This window comes from Affinirhizobium straminoryzae, assembly GCF_007004135.1.
Classification (GTDB): domain Bacteria; phylum Pseudomonadota; class Alphaproteobacteria; order Rhizobiales; family Rhizobiaceae; genus Neorhizobium; species Neorhizobium straminoryzae.
Window position 1 is genome coordinate 1 of sequence record NZ_VJMG01000024.1, and the last position, 16,594, is coordinate 16,594.

General features: G+C 64.4%; 14 protein-coding genes. 10 read left to right on the plus strand and 4 right to left on the minus strand.

Features of this window, described 5'->3' with window-relative positions:
• Window positions 1-85 precede the first annotated feature (85 nt).
• From FNA46_RS10495 to FNA46_RS10540, 10 genes are all read left to right on the plus strand, one after another.
• Entirely contained in the window at window positions 86-454 is a 369-nt protein-coding gene (locus tag FNA46_RS10495) for a response regulator (protein ID WP_143125150.1), read from the plus strand.
• Window positions 451-2,544: a chemotaxis protein CheA gene (locus FNA46_RS10500; protein WP_143125151.1), complete on the plus strand. Its 2,094-nt coding sequence runs from the start codon at window positions 451-453 to the stop codon at window positions 2,542-2,544. The genes FNA46_RS10495 and FNA46_RS10500 overlap by 4 nt, the downstream gene beginning before the upstream one ends.
• The gene (locus FNA46_RS10505) at window positions 2,541-3,053 is read left to right on the plus strand and encodes a chemotaxis protein CheW (RefSeq protein WP_143125152.1); all 513 of its coding nucleotides are present in this window, start codon (window positions 2,541-2,543) and stop codon (window positions 3,051-3,053) included. The genes FNA46_RS10500 and FNA46_RS10505 overlap by 4 nt, the downstream gene beginning before the upstream one ends.
• A gap of 21 nt (window positions 3,054-3,074) precedes the next feature.
• Window positions 3,075-4,751, plus strand: a complete 1,677-nt coding sequence (locus tag FNA46_RS10510) for a methyl-accepting chemotaxis protein (RefSeq protein ID WP_143125153.1) — start codon at window positions 3,075-3,077, stop codon at window positions 4,749-4,751.
• 68 nt (window positions 4,752-4,819) lie between these two features.
• Window positions 4,820-6,736: a HAMP domain-containing methyl-accepting chemotaxis protein gene (locus tag FNA46_RS10515; RefSeq protein ID WP_143125154.1), complete on the plus strand. Its 1,917-nt coding sequence runs from the start codon at window positions 4,820-4,822 to the stop codon at window positions 6,734-6,736.
• 155 nt (window positions 6,737-6,891) lie between these two features.
• A complete protein-coding gene (locus FNA46_RS10520) occupies window positions 6,892-8,715 on the plus strand; it encodes a methyl-accepting chemotaxis protein (protein ID WP_143125155.1) in 1,824 nt (607 codons plus the stop codon).
• A 2-nt stretch (window positions 8,716-8,717) separates the two neighbouring features.
• Window positions 8,718-9,206, plus strand: coding sequence for a chemotaxis protein CheW (locus FNA46_RS10525; RefSeq protein ID WP_143125156.1), 489 nt, complete (start codon window positions 8,718-8,720; stop codon window positions 9,204-9,206).
• A 13-nt stretch (window positions 9,207-9,219) separates the two neighbouring features.
• Window positions 9,220-10,074: a CheR family methyltransferase gene (locus FNA46_RS10530; protein WP_143125157.1), complete on the plus strand. Its 855-nt coding sequence runs from the start codon at window positions 9,220-9,222 to the stop codon at window positions 10,072-10,074.
• A 3-nt stretch (window positions 10,075-10,077) separates the two neighbouring features.
• Entirely contained in the window at window positions 10,078-11,157 is a 1,080-nt protein-coding gene (locus FNA46_RS10535) for a protein-glutamate methylesterase/protein-glutamine glutaminase (protein WP_143125158.1), read from the plus strand.
• 140 nt (window positions 11,158-11,297) lie between these two features.
• Window positions 11,298-11,990 carry a ParA family protein gene (locus FNA46_RS10540; protein WP_143125159.1) on the plus strand — a complete coding sequence of 231 codons (693 nt, stop codon included), beginning with the start codon at window positions 11,298-11,300 and terminating at the stop codon, window positions 11,988-11,990.
• Between the two features lie 36 nt (window positions 11,991-12,026).
• Here the strand turns inward: FNA46_RS10540 and ccoS are convergent, their stop codons facing one another.
• The 4 genes from ccoS to ccoG are packed head-to-tail and all read right to left on the minus strand — an operon-like array spanning window position 12,027 to window position 16,559.
• Window positions 12,027-12,179, minus strand: coding sequence for a cbb3-type cytochrome oxidase assembly protein CcoS (gene ccoS, locus FNA46_RS10545; RefSeq protein WP_143125160.1), 153 nt, complete (start codon window positions 12,177-12,179; stop codon window positions 12,027-12,029).
• The gene (locus tag FNA46_RS10550) at window positions 12,176-14,476 is read right to left on the minus strand and encodes a cation-translocating P-type ATPase (protein ID WP_143125161.1); all 2,301 of its coding nucleotides are present in this window, start codon (window positions 14,474-14,476) and stop codon (window positions 12,176-12,178) included. The genes ccoS and FNA46_RS10550 overlap by 4 nt, the downstream gene beginning before the upstream one ends.
• Window positions 14,473-14,967 carry a FixH family protein gene (locus FNA46_RS10555; RefSeq protein ID WP_143125162.1) on the minus strand — a complete coding sequence of 165 codons (495 nt, stop codon included), beginning with the start codon at window positions 14,965-14,967 and terminating at the stop codon, window positions 14,473-14,475. The genes FNA46_RS10550 and FNA46_RS10555 overlap by 4 nt, the downstream gene beginning before the upstream one ends.
• Window positions 14,967-16,559, minus strand: a complete 1,593-nt coding sequence (ccoG, locus tag FNA46_RS10560; protein WP_143125163.1) for a cytochrome c oxidase accessory protein CcoG — start codon at window positions 16,557-16,559, stop codon at window positions 14,967-14,969. Before ccoG ends, FNA46_RS10555 begins: the two co-directional genes overlap by 1 nt.
• Window positions 16,560-16,594 lie beyond the last annotated feature (35 nt).

Here is a 16,594-nt window from a genome sequence, read left to right on the forward strand (position 1 = left end):
TTGCCGACCTCCTGTCGGCAGGCGGTTTCAGCGAGGCGATGTCCGCCAACGACGCCAAGTTCTGGTTTCATCAGGGAGACTAACAATGACCGCCAGCATCCTGACCGTGGATGATTCCGCCAGCATTCGTCTGACCACGCGGGTGGCTCTGTCCAACGCCGGATACCAGGTGACCGAGGCCGTGGACGGCCTGGACGGCATCTCGAAACTGAAGGGCGGACGTTACGACCTGATCGTGACCGACCTCAACATGCCGGGCATGGACGGCCTGACCATGATCCGCGAGCTGCGCAAGCTGCCCGCACACATGGGCGTTCCGGTGATCTTCCTCACCACCGAGTCCGACGCCGGCATCAAGCAGGAAGCCAAGGCCGCCGGCGCGACCGGCTGGCTGACGAAGCCCTTCGACCCGGAAAGCCTGGTCAAGATCGTGAGAAAGGTCCTCGGCAAATGAGTTTTCCGGATCCGATTGCCGTCTTCCGCACAGAAGCGGCCGAGCTGCTGGAACAGATCGAAGCCGGCCTTCTGGATCTGAACCACGACCTTGCCGACAAGGAACAGGTCGATGCCGTCTTTCGCGGACTGCACACATTGAAGGGCTCCGGAGCCATGTTCGGCTTCGAGGCCCTTGCTGCATTTACGCATCATTGCGAAACCGCCTTCGATCAGGTGCGCAAGGGCATCGTGCCGGCAACCCATGATCTCGTCACCGCGGTCCTCAACGCCACCGACCACATGCGCGCGCTGATCGAGACGCCCGATGGCGATCACGAGGCGATGAGCGAAGCGCTGCTGTCGCGCCTGCGCGCTGCCGTTTCGGCGGCCGGCCTGCCGGCTGAAGCAGCAGCAAGCCATGCGGCACCCGCCGCAGCTGCCCCGGCGGCGTCACCGGCGACCACAGCACCGACGGGCGCCACCACCTATCGCATCCGCTTCTCCCTGCCGGCCAATGCCATGGTCAACGGCACCAACCCGATCGGCCTTCTCAACGAACTGCGCGACCTCGGGACCTGCGCGATCCGCGCCGACCGCTCCCGCCTGCCCGCCCTCGATGATCTCGTGGCCAGCGATCTCTATGTCCGCTGGGATGTGGACCTGGTGACGGAACAGCCGCGCGCCGCGATCGACGACGTCTTCATCTTCGTCATGGACGAGATGGAACTGTCCGTTGAAACGGTGGATGCCGTTCAGGCCGAAGCCCCCGCAGCCCAGCCATCGCCCCAGCCGGTAGCCGCATCCGTTGCCGCTCCGGCAGCAGCAACGCCGACCGCACGAGCAGAACCCGTTCATCCGGCACCGGCTGCCGTTGCCACACCGCCCGCCCCACGCACCACGCCGGCACCCGCCGCCGAGAGCAAGCAGGCAAAGTCGACAGAGAATGTCCGCGTTCCCGCCGAACGCCTGGACGAACTGATGGACCGCGTCGGCGAACTGGTCATTGCGCAGTCGCGTCTCAGCCAGCTGGCCAATGCCAGCGTGGACCTGCAGCTGCGCGCCGTCTCGGAGGACGTGGAACGCCTCTCCGGCGAACTGCGCGACACGATGATGGTGCTGCGCATGGTGCCGGTGGCACAGCTCTTCAGCCGTTTCCGCCGCCTGGTGCACGACCTCGCCATCGAGACCGGCAAGAAGATCGAACTGATCACCGAGGGCGAAACCACCGAAGTGGACAAGAGCGTGGTGGAACGCCTTGCCGATCCGCTCGTGCATCTGGTGCGAAATTCCTGCGACCACGGCCTGGAAACGCCGGAAGAGCGGCTCGCGCAGGGCAAGCAGGCCGCCGGCCGCATCTTCCTCTCCGCGCGCCAGCAGGCCGGCGAAGTGATCATCACCATCAAGGATGACGGCCGTGGCATCAACCGCGACCGTGTGCGCGCCAAGGCGGAAAGTTCCGGCCTCATCGCCCCGAATGCCGTGCTGTCCGACCAGGATCTGTTGCAGCTGATCTTCCAGCCCGGCTTTTCGACGGCCCAGCAGGTCACGAACCTCTCCGGCCGCGGCGTCGGCATGGATGTGGTGAAGCGCACCATCGATGCGCTGCGCGGCACGATCAACGTCGTCAGCCATACCGGCCAGGGATCGGAAATCTCGCTCGCCATTCCGCTGACGCTTGCCATCATCGACGGGCTTCTGGTGCGCGTCGGCTCTGGCCGCTACGTCATCCCGCTGTCGGCGGTCGAGGAATGCCTCGAACTGTCGATCGAGGAAGACATGCGCTCGCGCGGCCGCAGCTTCATCTCGCTGCGTGACAGCCTGGTGCCGTTCATCCGCCTGCGCGATCTCTTCAAGACCGGCACCAAGCCGGACCCGTTCCAGAAGGTTGTCGTGATCTCGACCGGCGCCGAGCGGGTCGGGCTCGTCGTCGACCAGATCATCGGCGACCACCAGACCGTCATCAAGGGCATGTCCAAGCTGCATCATGACGTGGCGACCTTCTCCGGCGCGACGATCCTCGGTGATGGCGGCGTGGCCCTCATTCTCGATGTCGGTCACCTGGTCACCGCCGGCCAGCAACAGGAGGCGCAATTGCGCGCGGCAGGATGAGCGAAGCAGTGAGAAAGATACCGGAAGACCTGTGGAGCGGCCGCGAGGAGCTGGAGGTGCTGACCTTCGACATCGCCGGCGAAATGTTTGCGCTGGAAGCCGTCAAGGTTCAGGAAATCCTGGACCTCCTGCCGGAGACCACCGTACCGGGCGCCAAGCGCTTCGTCGGCAGCGTGATCAACTTCCGCGGCAAGGTCATTCCGCTCGCCGACATCCGCGTCGCCTTCGGCATGGAGGCGACGAAGACCACCATCGACAGCCGCATCATCGTGATCGAGCTGGAGATCGAGGACGAACCGACGCTGATCGGCCTTCGCACCGACAAGGTGAACGAGGTGACCACCCTCCTGAAGGCTGCCGGCGAGCCACCGCCGAGCGTCGGCATGCGCTGGCGTCCCGATTTCATTGATTGCCTCGTCCGTCGCGACGGCGAATTCATCATTATTCCGAACCTGCAAACCATTTTCTCGGCCCAGCACGAGCGGCCGCACCAAGCAGTACAGGCTTAAGGCCGACAAGAGGGGAACATCATGCGCGCTACGATCAAACTCAAACTGGCACTGGCCTTCGGCTTCATCATCGTGATGCTCGTCGCCGTTGCCACGCTCGGCACCATCAGCCTTGCGAATCTGAATTCGACGCTGGAAAACGTGGTTGAGGGGCCCGCCGCGCGTCTGAACCTGGCGCAGAACATGAACAATGCGCAGCTGCAGCAGCTGCGCCAGCAGAAGAACATGCTGCTGGCCACCGACCAGAAACAGGTCCGGGATTATGCGGCCACGGCAGAAACCTACCGCAAGGAATTCGACACCGCCTACCAGGCCGTTCTTCTGCTCGCGACCGAACAGGGAAAGATCCTGTGGAACAAGCTGAACACACTGGAAAACGAATACCGCAAGCAGGACGAACAGATCAGAAGCCTCATCCTGGCAGGTGACCGTGACACCGCCCTGAAGATCTCCACTACGGAAAACCGCGCGACGGTCAACGAGATCGACAAGCTTCTGACGGAAATCGTCGACCTTGAGACGGCCCGCCTCAACGAAGCCAAGCTCGCTGCAGGCGACGACTATCGCCAGACCCGGCTCATCGTTCTGGCCGTCGCCGGCACCGCGCTCATCATTGCGGCCGTGGCGGCGGTCTGGATCGCACTGTCGATCAACCGCGGTCTGAAAAGCGCCGTCGTTGCCCTGCAGAACGTATCGGAAGGCGACCTTACCTCGACCGTTGCGATCAGCACGCGCGATGAAATCGGCGAACTCCTCGGCTATCTCAACACGATGATCGAACGCCTGCGCGGCGTCGTCGGCGATGCAATCTCTGCCGGTGACAACGTCTCGTCGGGCAGCCAGGAGCTGTCGGCGAGCGCCGAACAGCTGTCACAGGGCTCCACGGAGCAGGCTGCGGCTGCCGAGCAGGCGTCCGCCTCGATGGAAGAGATGGCCTCCAACATCAAGCAGAATGCCGACAATGCCGCCCAGACGGAAAAGATCGCCCGCCAGTCCTCGCGCGATGCGGAGCTCTCCGGACAGGCCGTGTCGCGCGCGGTCGGCGCCATGCGCACGATCGCCGAGAAGATCTCCATCGTACAGGAAATCGCCCGCCAGACCGATCTGCTCGCCCTGAACGCCGCCGTCGAGGCCGCGCGCGCCGGCGAACACGGCAAGGGTTTTGCCGTCGTCGCTTCCGAAGTGCGCAAGCTTGCCGAACGCAGCCAGGCGGCCGCCGCTGAAATCTCAGCGCTGTCCGGCGAGACCGTGCAGGTAGCGACCGAAGCCGGCGAGATGCTGAACCGTCTGGTGCCGGATATCCAGAAGACCGCCGAACTGGTCTCGGAAATCTCCGCTGCCTGCCGCGAACAGGATATTGGCGCCAGCCAGATCAATGACGCGATCCAGCAGCTCGACAAGGTGACCCAGCAGAATGCCGGCGCCTCGGAAGAGATGTCGGCCACCTCGGAAGAGCTGGCCGCCCAGGCGGAGGAACTGCAGGCCTCCATCGCCTTCTTCAAGGTGGAGCGTTCAACGCAGCGGGCAAGCCGTACCGAGCCCCGCACCGAGGCAAAGGCTGCCCGGCCAGCCGCCCGCGCGGCACATCCCCAGAAACAGACAGTTGCCGCCCAGCAGGCCCGCGTCAAGGGCTTCGCCCTCGACATGTCCGCCGGCGGTCCCGACGAGGAAGACAGGTATTTCCGCCAGAGCGCCTGAGGCGCATGGCGACCCGATGACATTGCCGCAACCGACACGGATCTGACCAACGGACGAAAGAACGAGACATGCGCTTTACGATCAAACTGAAATTGGGTCTTGCCTTTGGCCTCGTCATTGCGCTGTCGGGAGCCATGTCGGCCGTCGCGATCAGCAACCTCAGCACGCTGAACAGCGCCATCACCGATATCGTGCAGGGTCCGGCCGCCAATCTGAGGGATTCCAGCCGGCTGACCAAGGCGGTGCTGGGCAGCATCCGTTTCGAGAAGAACGCAATCATCAACACGGATCCGGCGCAGATCGCCGGCTTCGTGCGCAATGCCAATGCCGAGCGCGCCAATGTCGGTCGCGCGCTGGAAGCCCTTTCCGACGAAAAGGATCCCGGCATACAGCAGAGCCTGCGGGATTTCCGCCTGACCTTCGAACGCTTCGAGCGGAATCAGGACACCATCCTGAAGCTTGCGACGGAAAATACGGAGGAAAGCAACCGCAAGGCCGGCGAGCTGTCGATGTCGGAAGGGGCGCTTGCCGTCAATGCCATGCTGCAGGCTACGGATGCCATCGAAAAGATGGTGTCGGACAACCTTACCAAGATCGATGGCCAGACGAACGACCAGTATGCAACCTCGCGCAACATCCTTCTGGGTGGCAGCGTCTTCCTCTTCCTGTTCTCCTCCGTCGTTGCCCTCTGGCTGGCGCTCACCATCAATCGCGGCCTGCGCAATGTCGCCGATGTCGCAAGTGCGGTCGCGATCGGTGACCTCAACCGCGAGGTGAAGGTCAAGACCGATGACGAGATCAAGGACGTCATCGATACGGTCAACACGATGACCGCCAATCTGCGCCAGACGGCATCCGCTGCGGAACGCATCGCCCAGGGCGATGTGGCCGTTGCCGTGAAGCCGCTGTCGGACAAGGATACGCTCGGCATCGCCATGGAACGCATGGTGGCCTATCTGCAGCAGACTGCCGGCCTTGCCCGCAGCATCGCCGAAGGCGATCTCACCGTACAGGCCCGCCGCCTGTCGGATCAGGATGCGCTGGGCACATCACTCGAAACCATGATCGAGCGCCTGCGCAGCGTGGTCGGCGATGCGGTGATGGCGGCAGACAACGTGACGGGCGGCAGCCAGGAACTGTCCGCCAGCGCCGAACAGCTGTCGCAGGGTGCCACGGAACAGGCTGCGGCTGCCGAACAGGCGTCGGCTTCGATGGAAGAGATGGCCTCCAACATCAAGCAGAACGCCGACAACGCCGCCCAGACGGAAAAGATTGCCCGCCAGTCCTCGCGCGATGCCGAAAGCTCCGGCCAGGCGGTCGCCCGTGCCGTCGGCGCCATGCGCACCATCGCCGAGAAGATCTCCATCGTACAGGAAATCGCCCGCCAGACCGACCTGCTCGCCCTGAACGCCGCCGTCGAGGCCGCGCGTGCCGGCGAACACGGCAAGGGTTTTGCCGTCGTCGCTTCCGAAGTGCGCAAGCTTGCCGAACGCAGCCAGGCGGCCGCCGCCGAAATCTCAGCGCTCTCCGGGGAAACGGTACAGGTTGCGACGGAAGCCGGCGAGATGCTGAACCGTCTGGTGCCGGATATCCAGAAGACCGCCGAACTGATCTCGGAGATTTCCGCCGCCTGCCGCGAACAGGATATTGGCGCCAGCCAGATCAATGACGCGATCCAGCAGCTCGACAAGGTGACCCAGCAGAATGCCGGCGCCTCCGAAGAGATGTCGGCCACCTCGGAAGAACTGGCCGCCCAGGCAGAAGAGCTGCAGGCCTCCATCGCCTTCTTCAAGGTGGAAACGGCCAAGAATGCCCGCCGCCCGCGCACGGGCACCGGCGCCGAACGCGCGGTGCCGGCCCGCCAGGAGATTGCCCCCCGCAAGCAGTCGGTACGCGCCCAGCAGGCTCGCGCCAAGGGCTTCGCTCTCGACATGTCGGCTGGCGGGCCGGACGAGGAAGACCAGGATTTCAGACAGATGGCTTAACCCTTGCTTTCACAATTCCGGCTACACTGAGCAAACTCAAGCGGCCCGATGCAGGGGCCGCATCCGACCGGTCAACCGGTGCGCACAAGGGTGAATGTCATCGTTCCTGGTGCGGAAAGTTGAAGTGAAATCTCTCTTTCCTGTGGGACATAACAATGCGTTTCACCATCAAGCTCAAGCTGGCCTTGGCCTTCGGCTTCCTGATCCTGCTCTCCAGTGCGACGGTGATTGTCGCCATCATCAATCTCGGCAATCTCAATTCCGCCATCAGCGGCATCGTGCAGGGACCTGCAACGAACCTTCGGATCTCCTCGGACCTGTCGACGGCGATCCTGAACGCGATCCGGGACGAAAAGAACGCCGTGATCAGCAATGATCCACAGCAAATCAACAACTTCGTCACGACCATCCGCGCCAATCTGCAGAAGGCGGATGTGGCTTTGCAGCAGCTGGCACAGAGCCGCAATCCGGCGGTTCTCGAAAAGGTTGCCCAGTTGAATCGTCAGCTGCCGATCTGGAAGCAGATCGATGAGCAGGTCATCAAGTACGCCACCGAGAACACCGAGGAAAGCAATCGCAAGGGCGGCGAACTTTCGATGACCGAAGGACGCAAGGCCTTCAACGAGGTTTTGACCTCGCTCAATGCGGTCAACGAAGCCATTGCTGCCGATCTGCGCACCACGGATGAAGCAACAAACGAACAGTACACCACCTCGCGCAACCTGCTGGTCACCGGCCTTGCCGTGATGTTTGTTCTTTCCGCCGCAGTCGCCTTGTGGATCGCGCTTGGCATCAACAGCGGTCTGAAGAAGATCAAGGCTGTCGCGGATGCCGTTGCCATCGGCGATCTCAGCCAGAACATCGAGATCAAGACCAATGACGAAATCCGCGACGTGGTGGACAGCGTCCGGGTGATGACCGACAATCTTCGCGAAACGGCTCGCGTGGCAGACCATATCTCGAACGGCGACCTGACCATTTCCCCGAAGCCGCTGTCAGACAAGGACACGCTGGGCAAGGCGCTCGAAAACATGGTGCAGCGCCTGCGCGGCGTGGTGGGCGATGCGATTGCCGCCGGCGACAACGTCTCGTCGGGCAGCCAGGAGCTGTCGGCCAGCGCCGAACAGCTGTCGCAGGGCTCGACGGAACAGGCCTCCGCCGCCGAACAGGCCTCTGCCGCCATGGAAGAAATGGCCGCCAACATCAAGCAGAACGCCGACAACGCCGCCCAGACGGAAAAGATCGCCCGCCAGTCCTCGCGCGATGCCGAAGCCTCCGGCCAGGCCGTCGGCCGTGCCGTCGGCGCCATGCGCACGATCGCCGAGAAGATCTCGATCGTGCAGGAAATCGCTCGCCAGACCGATCTGCTCGCCCTGAACGCCGCGGTCGAGGCCGCACGTGCCGGCGAACACGGCAAGGGTTTTGCCGTCGTGGCTTCCGAAGTGCGCAAGCTTGCCGAACGCAGCCAGGCGGCTGCCGCCGAAATCTCCTCGCTCTCGGGCGACACTGTCCAGGTGGCAACCGAAGCCGGCGAGATGCTGAACCGTCTGGTGCCGGATATCCAGAAGACCGCCGAACTGGTCTCGGAAATCTCCGCCGCCTGCCGCGAACAGGACATCGGTGCAAGCCAGATCAACGAGGCGATCCAGCAGCTCGACAAGGTGACGCAGCAGAACTCGAGCGCGTCGGAGCAGATGTCGGCCACCTCGGAAGAACTGGCCGCCCAGGCGGAAGAACTGCAGGCTTCGATCTCCTTCTTCAAGGTGGAGCAGACCAATGGCAACCGTCGGGCTGCGGGTCGCCCCTCCGCGTCGCGGCCTGCCGCCTCCGCCGCACGGCCGAAGGTTCAGGCGCGTCCGGCCTCTTCGGGCGGCACGCAGTCGGTCGCGGCCCAGCAGGCGCGCGCCCGCGGCTTTGCCCTCGACATGTCGTCGGGCGGCCCCGATGCAGACGATGCCGATTTCCGGGAGAGCGCGTAACCATGGCCGTCAACTCAGAAGCCCAGTTCGTCACCTTCAGTCTCGGCGAGGAAATCTTCGCCGTGCCGGTCGAAGTGGTCCGGGAAATCCTGGACCACGAGGAGGCCTTCAAGATCCCGCACGGGCCCGATTATCTGCTGGGCCTGCGCGATGTGCGCGGACAGGGCGTGCCGGTGATCGATCTTCGCCTGCGGCTGGGTCTCAGCCGCACGACAAAGACGCCGCACACCCGCATTCTGGTGCTGGACGTGCCGGTGGAGCAGCGCATGCTGGCGCTGGGCCTGGTTGCCGACCGCGTCTATGAAGTGGTGCCCTTCCAGCCGTCGCAGATCGAGCCGGCGCCGGATATCGGGATCCGCTGGAAAAGCGATTACATTGCCGGCGTCGTCCGTCGTGATGGCGGCTTCGTGGTGATCATCGATCTGGCGCGGCTGTTCTCCGATTCCGGCACGGCACTGGCAGGCGTCGTCGCCTCCCAGCGCGTCGCCTGACGGGAGCATCGATTTGTCCGCAGCATCGCTTCAGAGACAGCCGGTCGACGACCGGTTGAGCCAGCGCAACTTCGATCGGCTGTCCAAGTACATCTACGAGTACAGCGGCATCAAGATGCCGATCACCAAGATCACCATGCTGGAGGGGCGCCTGCGCCGTCGCCTGCGCGTGACCGGGATCGCGACCTTCGATGAATATTGCGACTATCTGTTCAAGCATGACGGCATGGCGCGCGAACAGGTCTACCTGATCGACGCGGTGACCACCAACAAGACGGACTTCTTCCGCGAGCCGAAGCACTTCGAGTTCATGGCGAAGACGGCGGTGCCGGAACTGCTGGCGGGCGGCGTGTCACAGCTCAGAATCTGGAGTTCCGCCTGCTCCACCGGCGCCGAGCCCTATACCATGGCCATGGTTCTGGCCGACCTGATGACGGATCGCCGGGATGCGGACTACCGGGTGATCGCGACGGACCTGTCGACGGAAGTGCTGCAGGTGGCCCGCAAGGCCATCTATCCCATGGACATGCTCTCGCCGATCCCCGCGGATCTGGCGCGCCGCTACGTCATGCAGCCGCGCGATCCCTCGCGCGGCGAGGGACGCATCGTTCCCGCGCTTCGCCAGAAGGTGGCCTTCGGACGCCTGAACCTGATGGACGAAAGCTATTCGGTGCCGGAGCAGCAGCACATCATCTTCTGCCGCAACGTGCTGATCTATTTCGACAAACCGACGCAGCTGCATGTGCTGGGCCGGCTGTGCGACTGCCTGCTTCCAGGCGGTTTTCTGTTCATTGGTCATTCGGAAACGGCAACGGGATTCAACCTGCCGATAAAGCAGGTTGCCAACACAGTGTTCAAACGGGTGTAAGCCATGGCCGCCAAGACGCGCGTTCTCATCGTCGACGATTCCGCCAGCATTCGCCAGGCGCTGACCATGCTGCTCTCCGAGGATCCGGAGATCGAGGTGATCGGTGTCGCGCCGGACCCGTTCGTGGCGGCGCGCAAGATCCGCGAGGAAATCCCAGACGTCATCACGCTCGACGTGGAAATGCCGCAGATGGACGGCATCACATTCCTGCGCAAGGTGATGTCGCAGCATCCCATTCCCGTTGTGATGTGTTCCTCGCTGACCGAGGAAGGGTCCGAGACGCTGATGCAGGCGCTGGAAGCCGGCGCCGTCGACATCATCCAGAAGCCGAAGATCGGTGCGGCCGACCATCTGGCCGAAAGCGCCGAGCGCGTACGCAGCGTGGTGAAGGCCGCCGCCAAGGCGAGACTCGGCAAGATGCGCCGCTTCCGCCCGAAGGATTCCCCGCCCGCCAAGCTGACGGCCGATGCCGTGCTGCCGCCGCCGAAGGTGGGCGCCATGGCCAAGACGACGGAAATGGTGGTCTGCATCGGCGCGTCGACCGGCGGCACCGAGGCACTGCGCGAATTTCTCGAGGCCCTGCCCGCCAATGCGCCGGGCATCGTCATTGTCCAGCACATGCCGGAAAAGTTCACGGCCGCCTTCGCCAAGCGCCTGAACGGCCTGTGCGAGGTGGAGGTGAAGGAGGCGGAGGACGGCGACCCCGTGCTGCGCGGCCATGTGCTGATCGCCCCCGGCGACCGCCACATGCTGCTGGAGCGCCGCGGCGCGCGCTATCACGTCTCGGTCCGCAGCGGGCCTCTGGTCAGCCGCCATCGTCCGTCCGTGGACGTGCTGTTCCGCTCGGCCGCCCGATCGGCCGGCTCCAACGCCATGGGCGTGATCATGACCGGCATGGGCGATGACGGTGCGCGCGGCATGCTGGAAATGCACGAGGCCGGCGCCTTTACCGTGGCGCAGGACGAGGCGAGCTCCGTCGTGTTCGGCATGCCGAAGGAGGCGATCGCCCGCGGCGGTGTCGATCGTATTGTGCCCCTTGACCATATCGCGCTCGAAGTGATGGCGGCCGATCGTCGCCGCTGACCGGCGGCAACCGTCTGCCGGTCAGTTTCCGCCCTGCATGGTTGGCGTTTTCTTAACCATGTTCGGCGAAACTGGTGGTGCACGATGACTGTGCCTCGACGAGCGATTCCGGCTCACGAACCTTCTCTCCAGGATCGACGATGCCCGTCATTACCTTCGCCAACACCAAGGGCGGGGCCGGCAAGACCACGGCCGTGCTGCTGCTTGCCAGCGAACTTGCCCATATGGGTCACCGCGTCACCGTTCTCGATACGGATCCGCAGCACTGGATGTCCCGCTGGTTCGACCTGTCGCCGCCGATGCCGCGCCTCACCGTCACGCCTTATGTGACGCAGGCTTCGCTTGACCGGCACGTGGAAGAGGCCCGCGCCACCGCCGATTACGTGCTGATCGACCTGCCCGGCGTGCGCAGCCCCCTGCTCGCCAAGGCGATCGGCATGTCCGACCATGTGCTGATCCCCATCCAGGGATGCGCCATGGATGCGCAGGGCGGCGCCCATGTGCTGGAACTGCTGCAGTATCTGGAAACCAAGCTCGGCATGCGCGTACCCCATTCGGTGGTGCTCACCCGCGTCAACTCGATGGTGACGACCCGCGCCCTTCTCGCCGTGAAGGGCCTGCTCGCGCAGCGCAATGTCGATGTGCTGAACACGCCGATCATCGAGCGCTCGGCCTTCCGCGATGTCTTCGATTGCGGCGGCACGCTGCATATGCTGGATCCCGCCCGCATCAGCAATCTCGACAAGGCGCTGGAGAATGTCCGGCTTTATGCGGAGGAGATCCTGCGCCGGGTTCCCGCCGCCGGATCGGTCGTGCGGCGCGGCGTAGCCTGACTTTTCCTTTTGCAGACACCTCTGACGCCCCGGCCATCAGGCGCGGGGCGTTTCGTCGTCGTCGAGGACGCGCCAGGCAGCCCCGTCGAGATCCTCGTACTGCCCGTTGCGCAGCGACCAGAGGAAGGCGCCGAGCCCCAGCCCGCCGAGCAGCAGCGCAACGGGAATGAGGTAGATCAGCATGTTCATGCCAGTTTCGCCTCCCGTGTCACCGGTCCGGCCGGTGCCTGTCCTGCCCGGCCGCTCGTCGCAACTGGGCGGCGAAACCGGTTGAGCCGCAGTGCGTTGACGATCACGATCAGCGAAGAGGTGGACATGGCGACGGAAGCGAGCAGCGGTGTTGCATAGCCCGCCATGGCAAAGGGAACGGCGATCATGTTGTAGCCGATGGCGAGACCGAAATTCTCGCGGATCAACCGGCCGGCGCGGCGCGAAATGGCGAGCGCCGTCGGCACCGCATCGAGCCCGTCATGCAGGAAAACGATATCGGCGGCTTGCCGGCCGATATCGGCCGCCGTCGCCGGCGCCATGGAGACATGCGCGGCACTCAAGGCCGGGGCATCGTTGATGCCATCGCCCACCATCAACGCACGGTGGCCGGCAGCGGCAAGGTCGTTGCAGGCCTCCACCTTGCCCTGCGGGGAAAGTTCGGCCTTCCAGCCATCAAGATCTAGGTGTTCGGCCATGGCGGCAACCGTGGTCCGGCGGTCGCCGGACAGCATCAGCGTCGCAAGGCCCTCCGCCCTCAGCGCCGCGACGGCCTCTTCCGCGCCGGGACGCGGCGTATCTTCCAGCAGGAAGCGGGCCAGCTCATCGCCGTTCAGCGAGAGCACCACCTCGGACGCACCGCTATCGGCCTGCGCCACCGTCTCCGGACAGGCAAAGGCGCGGCTGCCGAGGCGATACGTTCCCTCCGGCGTCTCGGCCAGAAGCCCCTGCCCCGGCAGCTCGCGCACCGTCTCGATGAGCGGCACCGGGCCGGCATGGGCCGCATGGAGGGCGCGCGACAACGGGTGGCGCGAATGGGCCGCGATGGCGGCGGCCATCGCCCGCGACGACGGTTTTCCGCGCGCCTCGATCAGCCGCGGGCGGCCGAGCGTCAGCGTGCCGGTCTTGTCGAAGATCACGGTGTCGATTTCGGCAAGCCGTTCCATGGCAGATCCGTCGCGCACCATGATGCCGTGCTGAAAGAGGCGACCGGCAGCGACCACCTGCACCACCGGCACCGCCAGACCAAGCGCACAGGGACAGGTGATGATGAGGACGGCAATCGCGATCAGCAAAGCCTGCTTCCAGTCGCCGCCGAGAATGCCCCAGCCGAGAAAGGTGAGGATCGCCAGGAGGTGGACGGCCGGCGCATAGATGGACGCGGCGCGATCGGCAATGCGGCGATACTGCGCCCGTCCGCCTTCGGCCGCTTCCATCAGCGCAATGATTTCGGCAAGGAAGGACTGGCGCGCGGTGGCTGTTGCGGTGACGATCAGCGAGCCGGTGAGGCTGACGGTGCCCGCCTGCACGGCAACACCCGGACGCACCGCGACAGGCACGCTTTCGCCCGTCGCAATCGACACGTCGAGATCGCTTTCGCCCGACAGCACGATGCCATCGACGGGGACGCGGTCGCCGGCGGCAATCGCAATGCGATCGCCCGGCACCACCTCGGACACCGGTCGGTAGTCGCGGCTCCCGTCCGGCTGCACGACCAGCGCGCCGCGCGGGGCAAGCCGCGCAAGGCCGGTGATGGCGGAGCGGGCGCGGTCCCGCATGATGTGATCGAGCGTGCGGCCGATCAGCAGGAAGAACAGCAGCGAGGCGGTGGCATCGAACCAGGCATGCTCGCCATGGTGCAGGGTTTCCCAGAGCGAGACGGCATAGGAGAGCGTGATCGCCAGCGCGATCGGCACATCCATGTTGGTGCGCCCGTGCTTCAGCACCGACCAGGCGGAGCGATAGAAGAAGCGTCCGCCATAGACGAGCGCCGGCGCTGCGATCATCGCCGAGATCCAGTGGAAAAGGTCGCGGGTAGAGGCATCCGCGCCGGACCAGACAGAAACCGAGAGAAGCATGATGTTGGCAGCGGCAAAACCGGTAACGGCAACGCCGCGGATGAGGTCCGCCCGCAGCCGGTCGCTCGCCTCGAGATCCTCGCCGAACAGGTGCGAATCATAACCGGTGGCGCGCTGGATGGCTTCGGCGAAACGCACCGGATCGGCAGCCTCTCCCGTCCCTTCGGCACGCCAGACGATCGAGACTCGCTTTGTCGACAGGTTGACACGCGCCTTCTCCACGCCTTCGACGCCCCGCAGTGCCCCTTCGATCGCCGTGATACAGGCCCCACAATGAACGCCGGGCACGCTGAGATCCGTCTGCCGCCGGCCCTCGCCGAGATCCCGGGCGGACAGCATCAGCTCTTCGCGGGAGGGAAGCGCGCGGGCTGCGCCGTCCAGTTCCAGCGCGCCTTCGGTTCCGGGCGCACAGCAGCTCATTTCACCTCTCCCAGCACAGCAATGCGACGCGAATGGTGCAGGATCCGCTTGCCGTCCTTGAAAGCACTGACATCGGCAATCCAGTAGCCCTGGGCCACCGGATGGGAGACCTCATAGGCGCCCTTGCCCACATCCGTCAGCGCCACTTCGAAATCCTGGTGGTCGCCCACCGGCCGCTTGAAGATGGCAGTGACCTGATCGGCGAAGACCGGCTGACCTGCCTCGTCGGAAATCACATAGCGGATCAGACCATCGCGGGCGGTCAGGGTACCGGAAATGCCGCTGGCGTTCAGCGCCTTCGCCTCGGCCACCTTGCCGTTGAACTGCTGGCTGGCGACATAGGTGTTGTCCACCACCAGCCCGCTCCAGCTGTGCACCGCCTGATAGGCCATGTAGAAATTGACGGAGATGATCGTGCCGAAGAAGAGGCAGACCACGGCCAGCATATGCCAGCCGGTGAAGACGAATTCCTTGAGCTGACGGGTGGTCATCACTTGCCTCCGGGCGAGTTGAAGGTGGCGTTGTAGACATCGCGCTCATGGCTGGCGCGGTCCTCGGCGATGAAGCGGAAGCCTTCGCGCGCATCGGCAATGGCCTCCTTCGGCAGGGTCACGAAGACCTTCAGCGTGGTGGCCTTGTCCGGTTCCACGGGCACGACGAAGACGCGGTCCGAATAGTCGCTCGACAGCTGCGGGATCTTCATTTCCGCCTTGCTGAGCCCCTGCAGCGACAGAAGAACCGTGCGACGTTCCGGGATCATGTTGAGCAGCCGGATCGTGTAACCGTTGCGAATCGAGCCGTCCGATTCGAGCACATATTGCGGGTTGCGGTCATGGATCACATTGACCTCCAGCCGGTCGCGGCTGAGAAGCGCCACCAGAAGGCCGATGCCGACCGCGCTCCACACGCCGAGATAGATCAGCGTGCGGGGCCGGAAGATGATCCGCCAGTTGAAGTGGCGCACCTGATCGGAGAAGTTGCCGTCAGCGGTGCGGACGCGGGCCGGGTCGATCGCCGTGCGGCCATTGTCGGTGGCAAGCGCCATGTTGGATTCATATTCGTTGAGCGTGGCATAGGCGATCAGCCCGCGTTCGCGGCCGAGCTTGTCCATCACGCCGTCACAGGCATCGATGCACAGCGCGCAGGTGATGCAGGCCAGCTGCTGCCCGTCGCGAATGTCGATGCCCATGGGACAGACGGCCACGCAGGCATTGCAATCCACGCAATCGCCCATCACCTGATTGGCCGCCGCCGCCTTCTTGGCATGCTTGCCGCGGGGTTCGCCGCGCCAGTCGTTATAGGTCACGACGAGCGACTGCTCGTCCAGCATGGCGCCCTGGATGCGCGGCCATGGGCACATGTAGATGCAGACCTGTTCGCGCATCAGGCCGCCCAGCACATAGGTGGTGGCGGTCAGGATGGCCACGGTCGAATAGGCGACGTAATTTGCCTGGCCGGTGACGAAATCGAAGGCAAGGGCCGGCGCATCGGCAAAATAGAAGATCCAGGCACCGCCGGTCGCCACCGCGATCGCCAGCCAGATGGCGTGCTTGACCGTGCGTTTCCAGAGCTTGGACGCGCTCCAGGGCGCGGCATCGAGCTTCATGCGGGCGTTGCGATCCCCTTCGACGAAACGTTCGACCACCAGAAACAGATCGACCCAGACCGTCTGCGGACAGGTATAGCCGCACCAGGCGCGCCCGACGGCGGAGGTGACGAGAAACAGGCCGAACCCGGCCATCACGAGAAGCCCCGCCACGAAGAAGAATTCCTGCGGCCAGATCTCGATGAAGAAGAAATAGAAGCGCCGGCTCGCCAGATCGATCAGCACGGCCTGATCCGGCGCATAGGGACCGCGGTCCCAGCGGATCCAGGGCGTCAGATAGTAGATGCCGAGTGTCACCAGCATCACCAGCCACTTGAACCGCCGGAAACGACCCTCTGCCCGCTTGGGAAAGATCTTCTGCCGCGCGGCATAAAGCGGCTCCGGCACCGGCTGGCCCGAGCGGGCCGGACCTGCGTCAGGCTGTCGATCGCCCGCCTCATCTGCGGGATGTTCTGGTCGTGCGGTTTGGAAAGACATGGGCCCCATCCTTTGTCGACGAGACCCTGCCGTCA

Excerpts from the sequence above, each read along its gene's own strand:
- FNA46_RS10510 (WP_143125153.1), top strand. The coding sequence starts at position 3,075 with ATGCGCGCTACGATCAAACTCAAACTGGCACTGGCCTTCGGCTTCATC.
- FNA46_RS10550 (WP_143125161.1), bottom strand. The coding sequence starts at position 14,476 with ATGAGCTGCTGTGCGCCCGGAACCGAAGGCGCGCTGGAACTGGACGGC.
- ccoS (WP_143125160.1), bottom strand. The coding sequence starts at position 12,179 with ATGAACATGCTGATCTACCTCATTCCCGTTGCGCTGCTGCTCGGCGGG.
- FNA46_RS10555 (WP_143125162.1), bottom strand. The coding sequence starts at position 14,967 with ATGACCACCCGTCAGCTCAAGGAATTCGTCTTCACCGGCTGGCATATG.
- FNA46_RS10515 (WP_143125154.1), top strand. The coding sequence starts at position 4,820 with ATGCGCTTTACGATCAAACTGAAATTGGGTCTTGCCTTTGGCCTCGTC.
- FNA46_RS10500 (WP_143125151.1), top strand. The coding sequence starts at position 451 with ATGAGTTTTCCGGATCCGATTGCCGTCTTCCGCACAGAAGCGGCCGAG.
- FNA46_RS10520 (WP_143125155.1), top strand. The coding sequence starts at position 6,892 with ATGCGTTTCACCATCAAGCTCAAGCTGGCCTTGGCCTTCGGCTTCCTG.
- FNA46_RS10535 (WP_143125158.1), top strand. The coding sequence starts at position 10,078 with ATGGCCGCCAAGACGCGCGTTCTCATCGTCGACGATTCCGCCAGCATT.
- FNA46_RS10495 (WP_143125150.1), top strand. The coding sequence starts at position 86 with ATGACCGCCAGCATCCTGACCGTGGATGATTCCGCCAGCATTCGTCTG.
- FNA46_RS10540 (WP_143125159.1), top strand. The coding sequence starts at position 11,298 with ATGCCCGTCATTACCTTCGCCAACACCAAGGGCGGGGCCGGCAAGACC.
- FNA46_RS10505 (WP_143125152.1), top strand. The coding sequence starts at position 2,541 with ATGAGCGAAGCAGTGAGAAAGATACCGGAAGACCTGTGGAGCGGCCGC.
- ccoG (WP_143125163.1), bottom strand. The coding sequence starts at position 16,559 with ATGTCTTTCCAAACCGCACGACCAGAACATCCCGCAGATGAGGCGGGC.
- FNA46_RS10525 (WP_143125156.1), top strand. The coding sequence starts at position 8,718 with ATGGCCGTCAACTCAGAAGCCCAGTTCGTCACCTTCAGTCTCGGCGAG.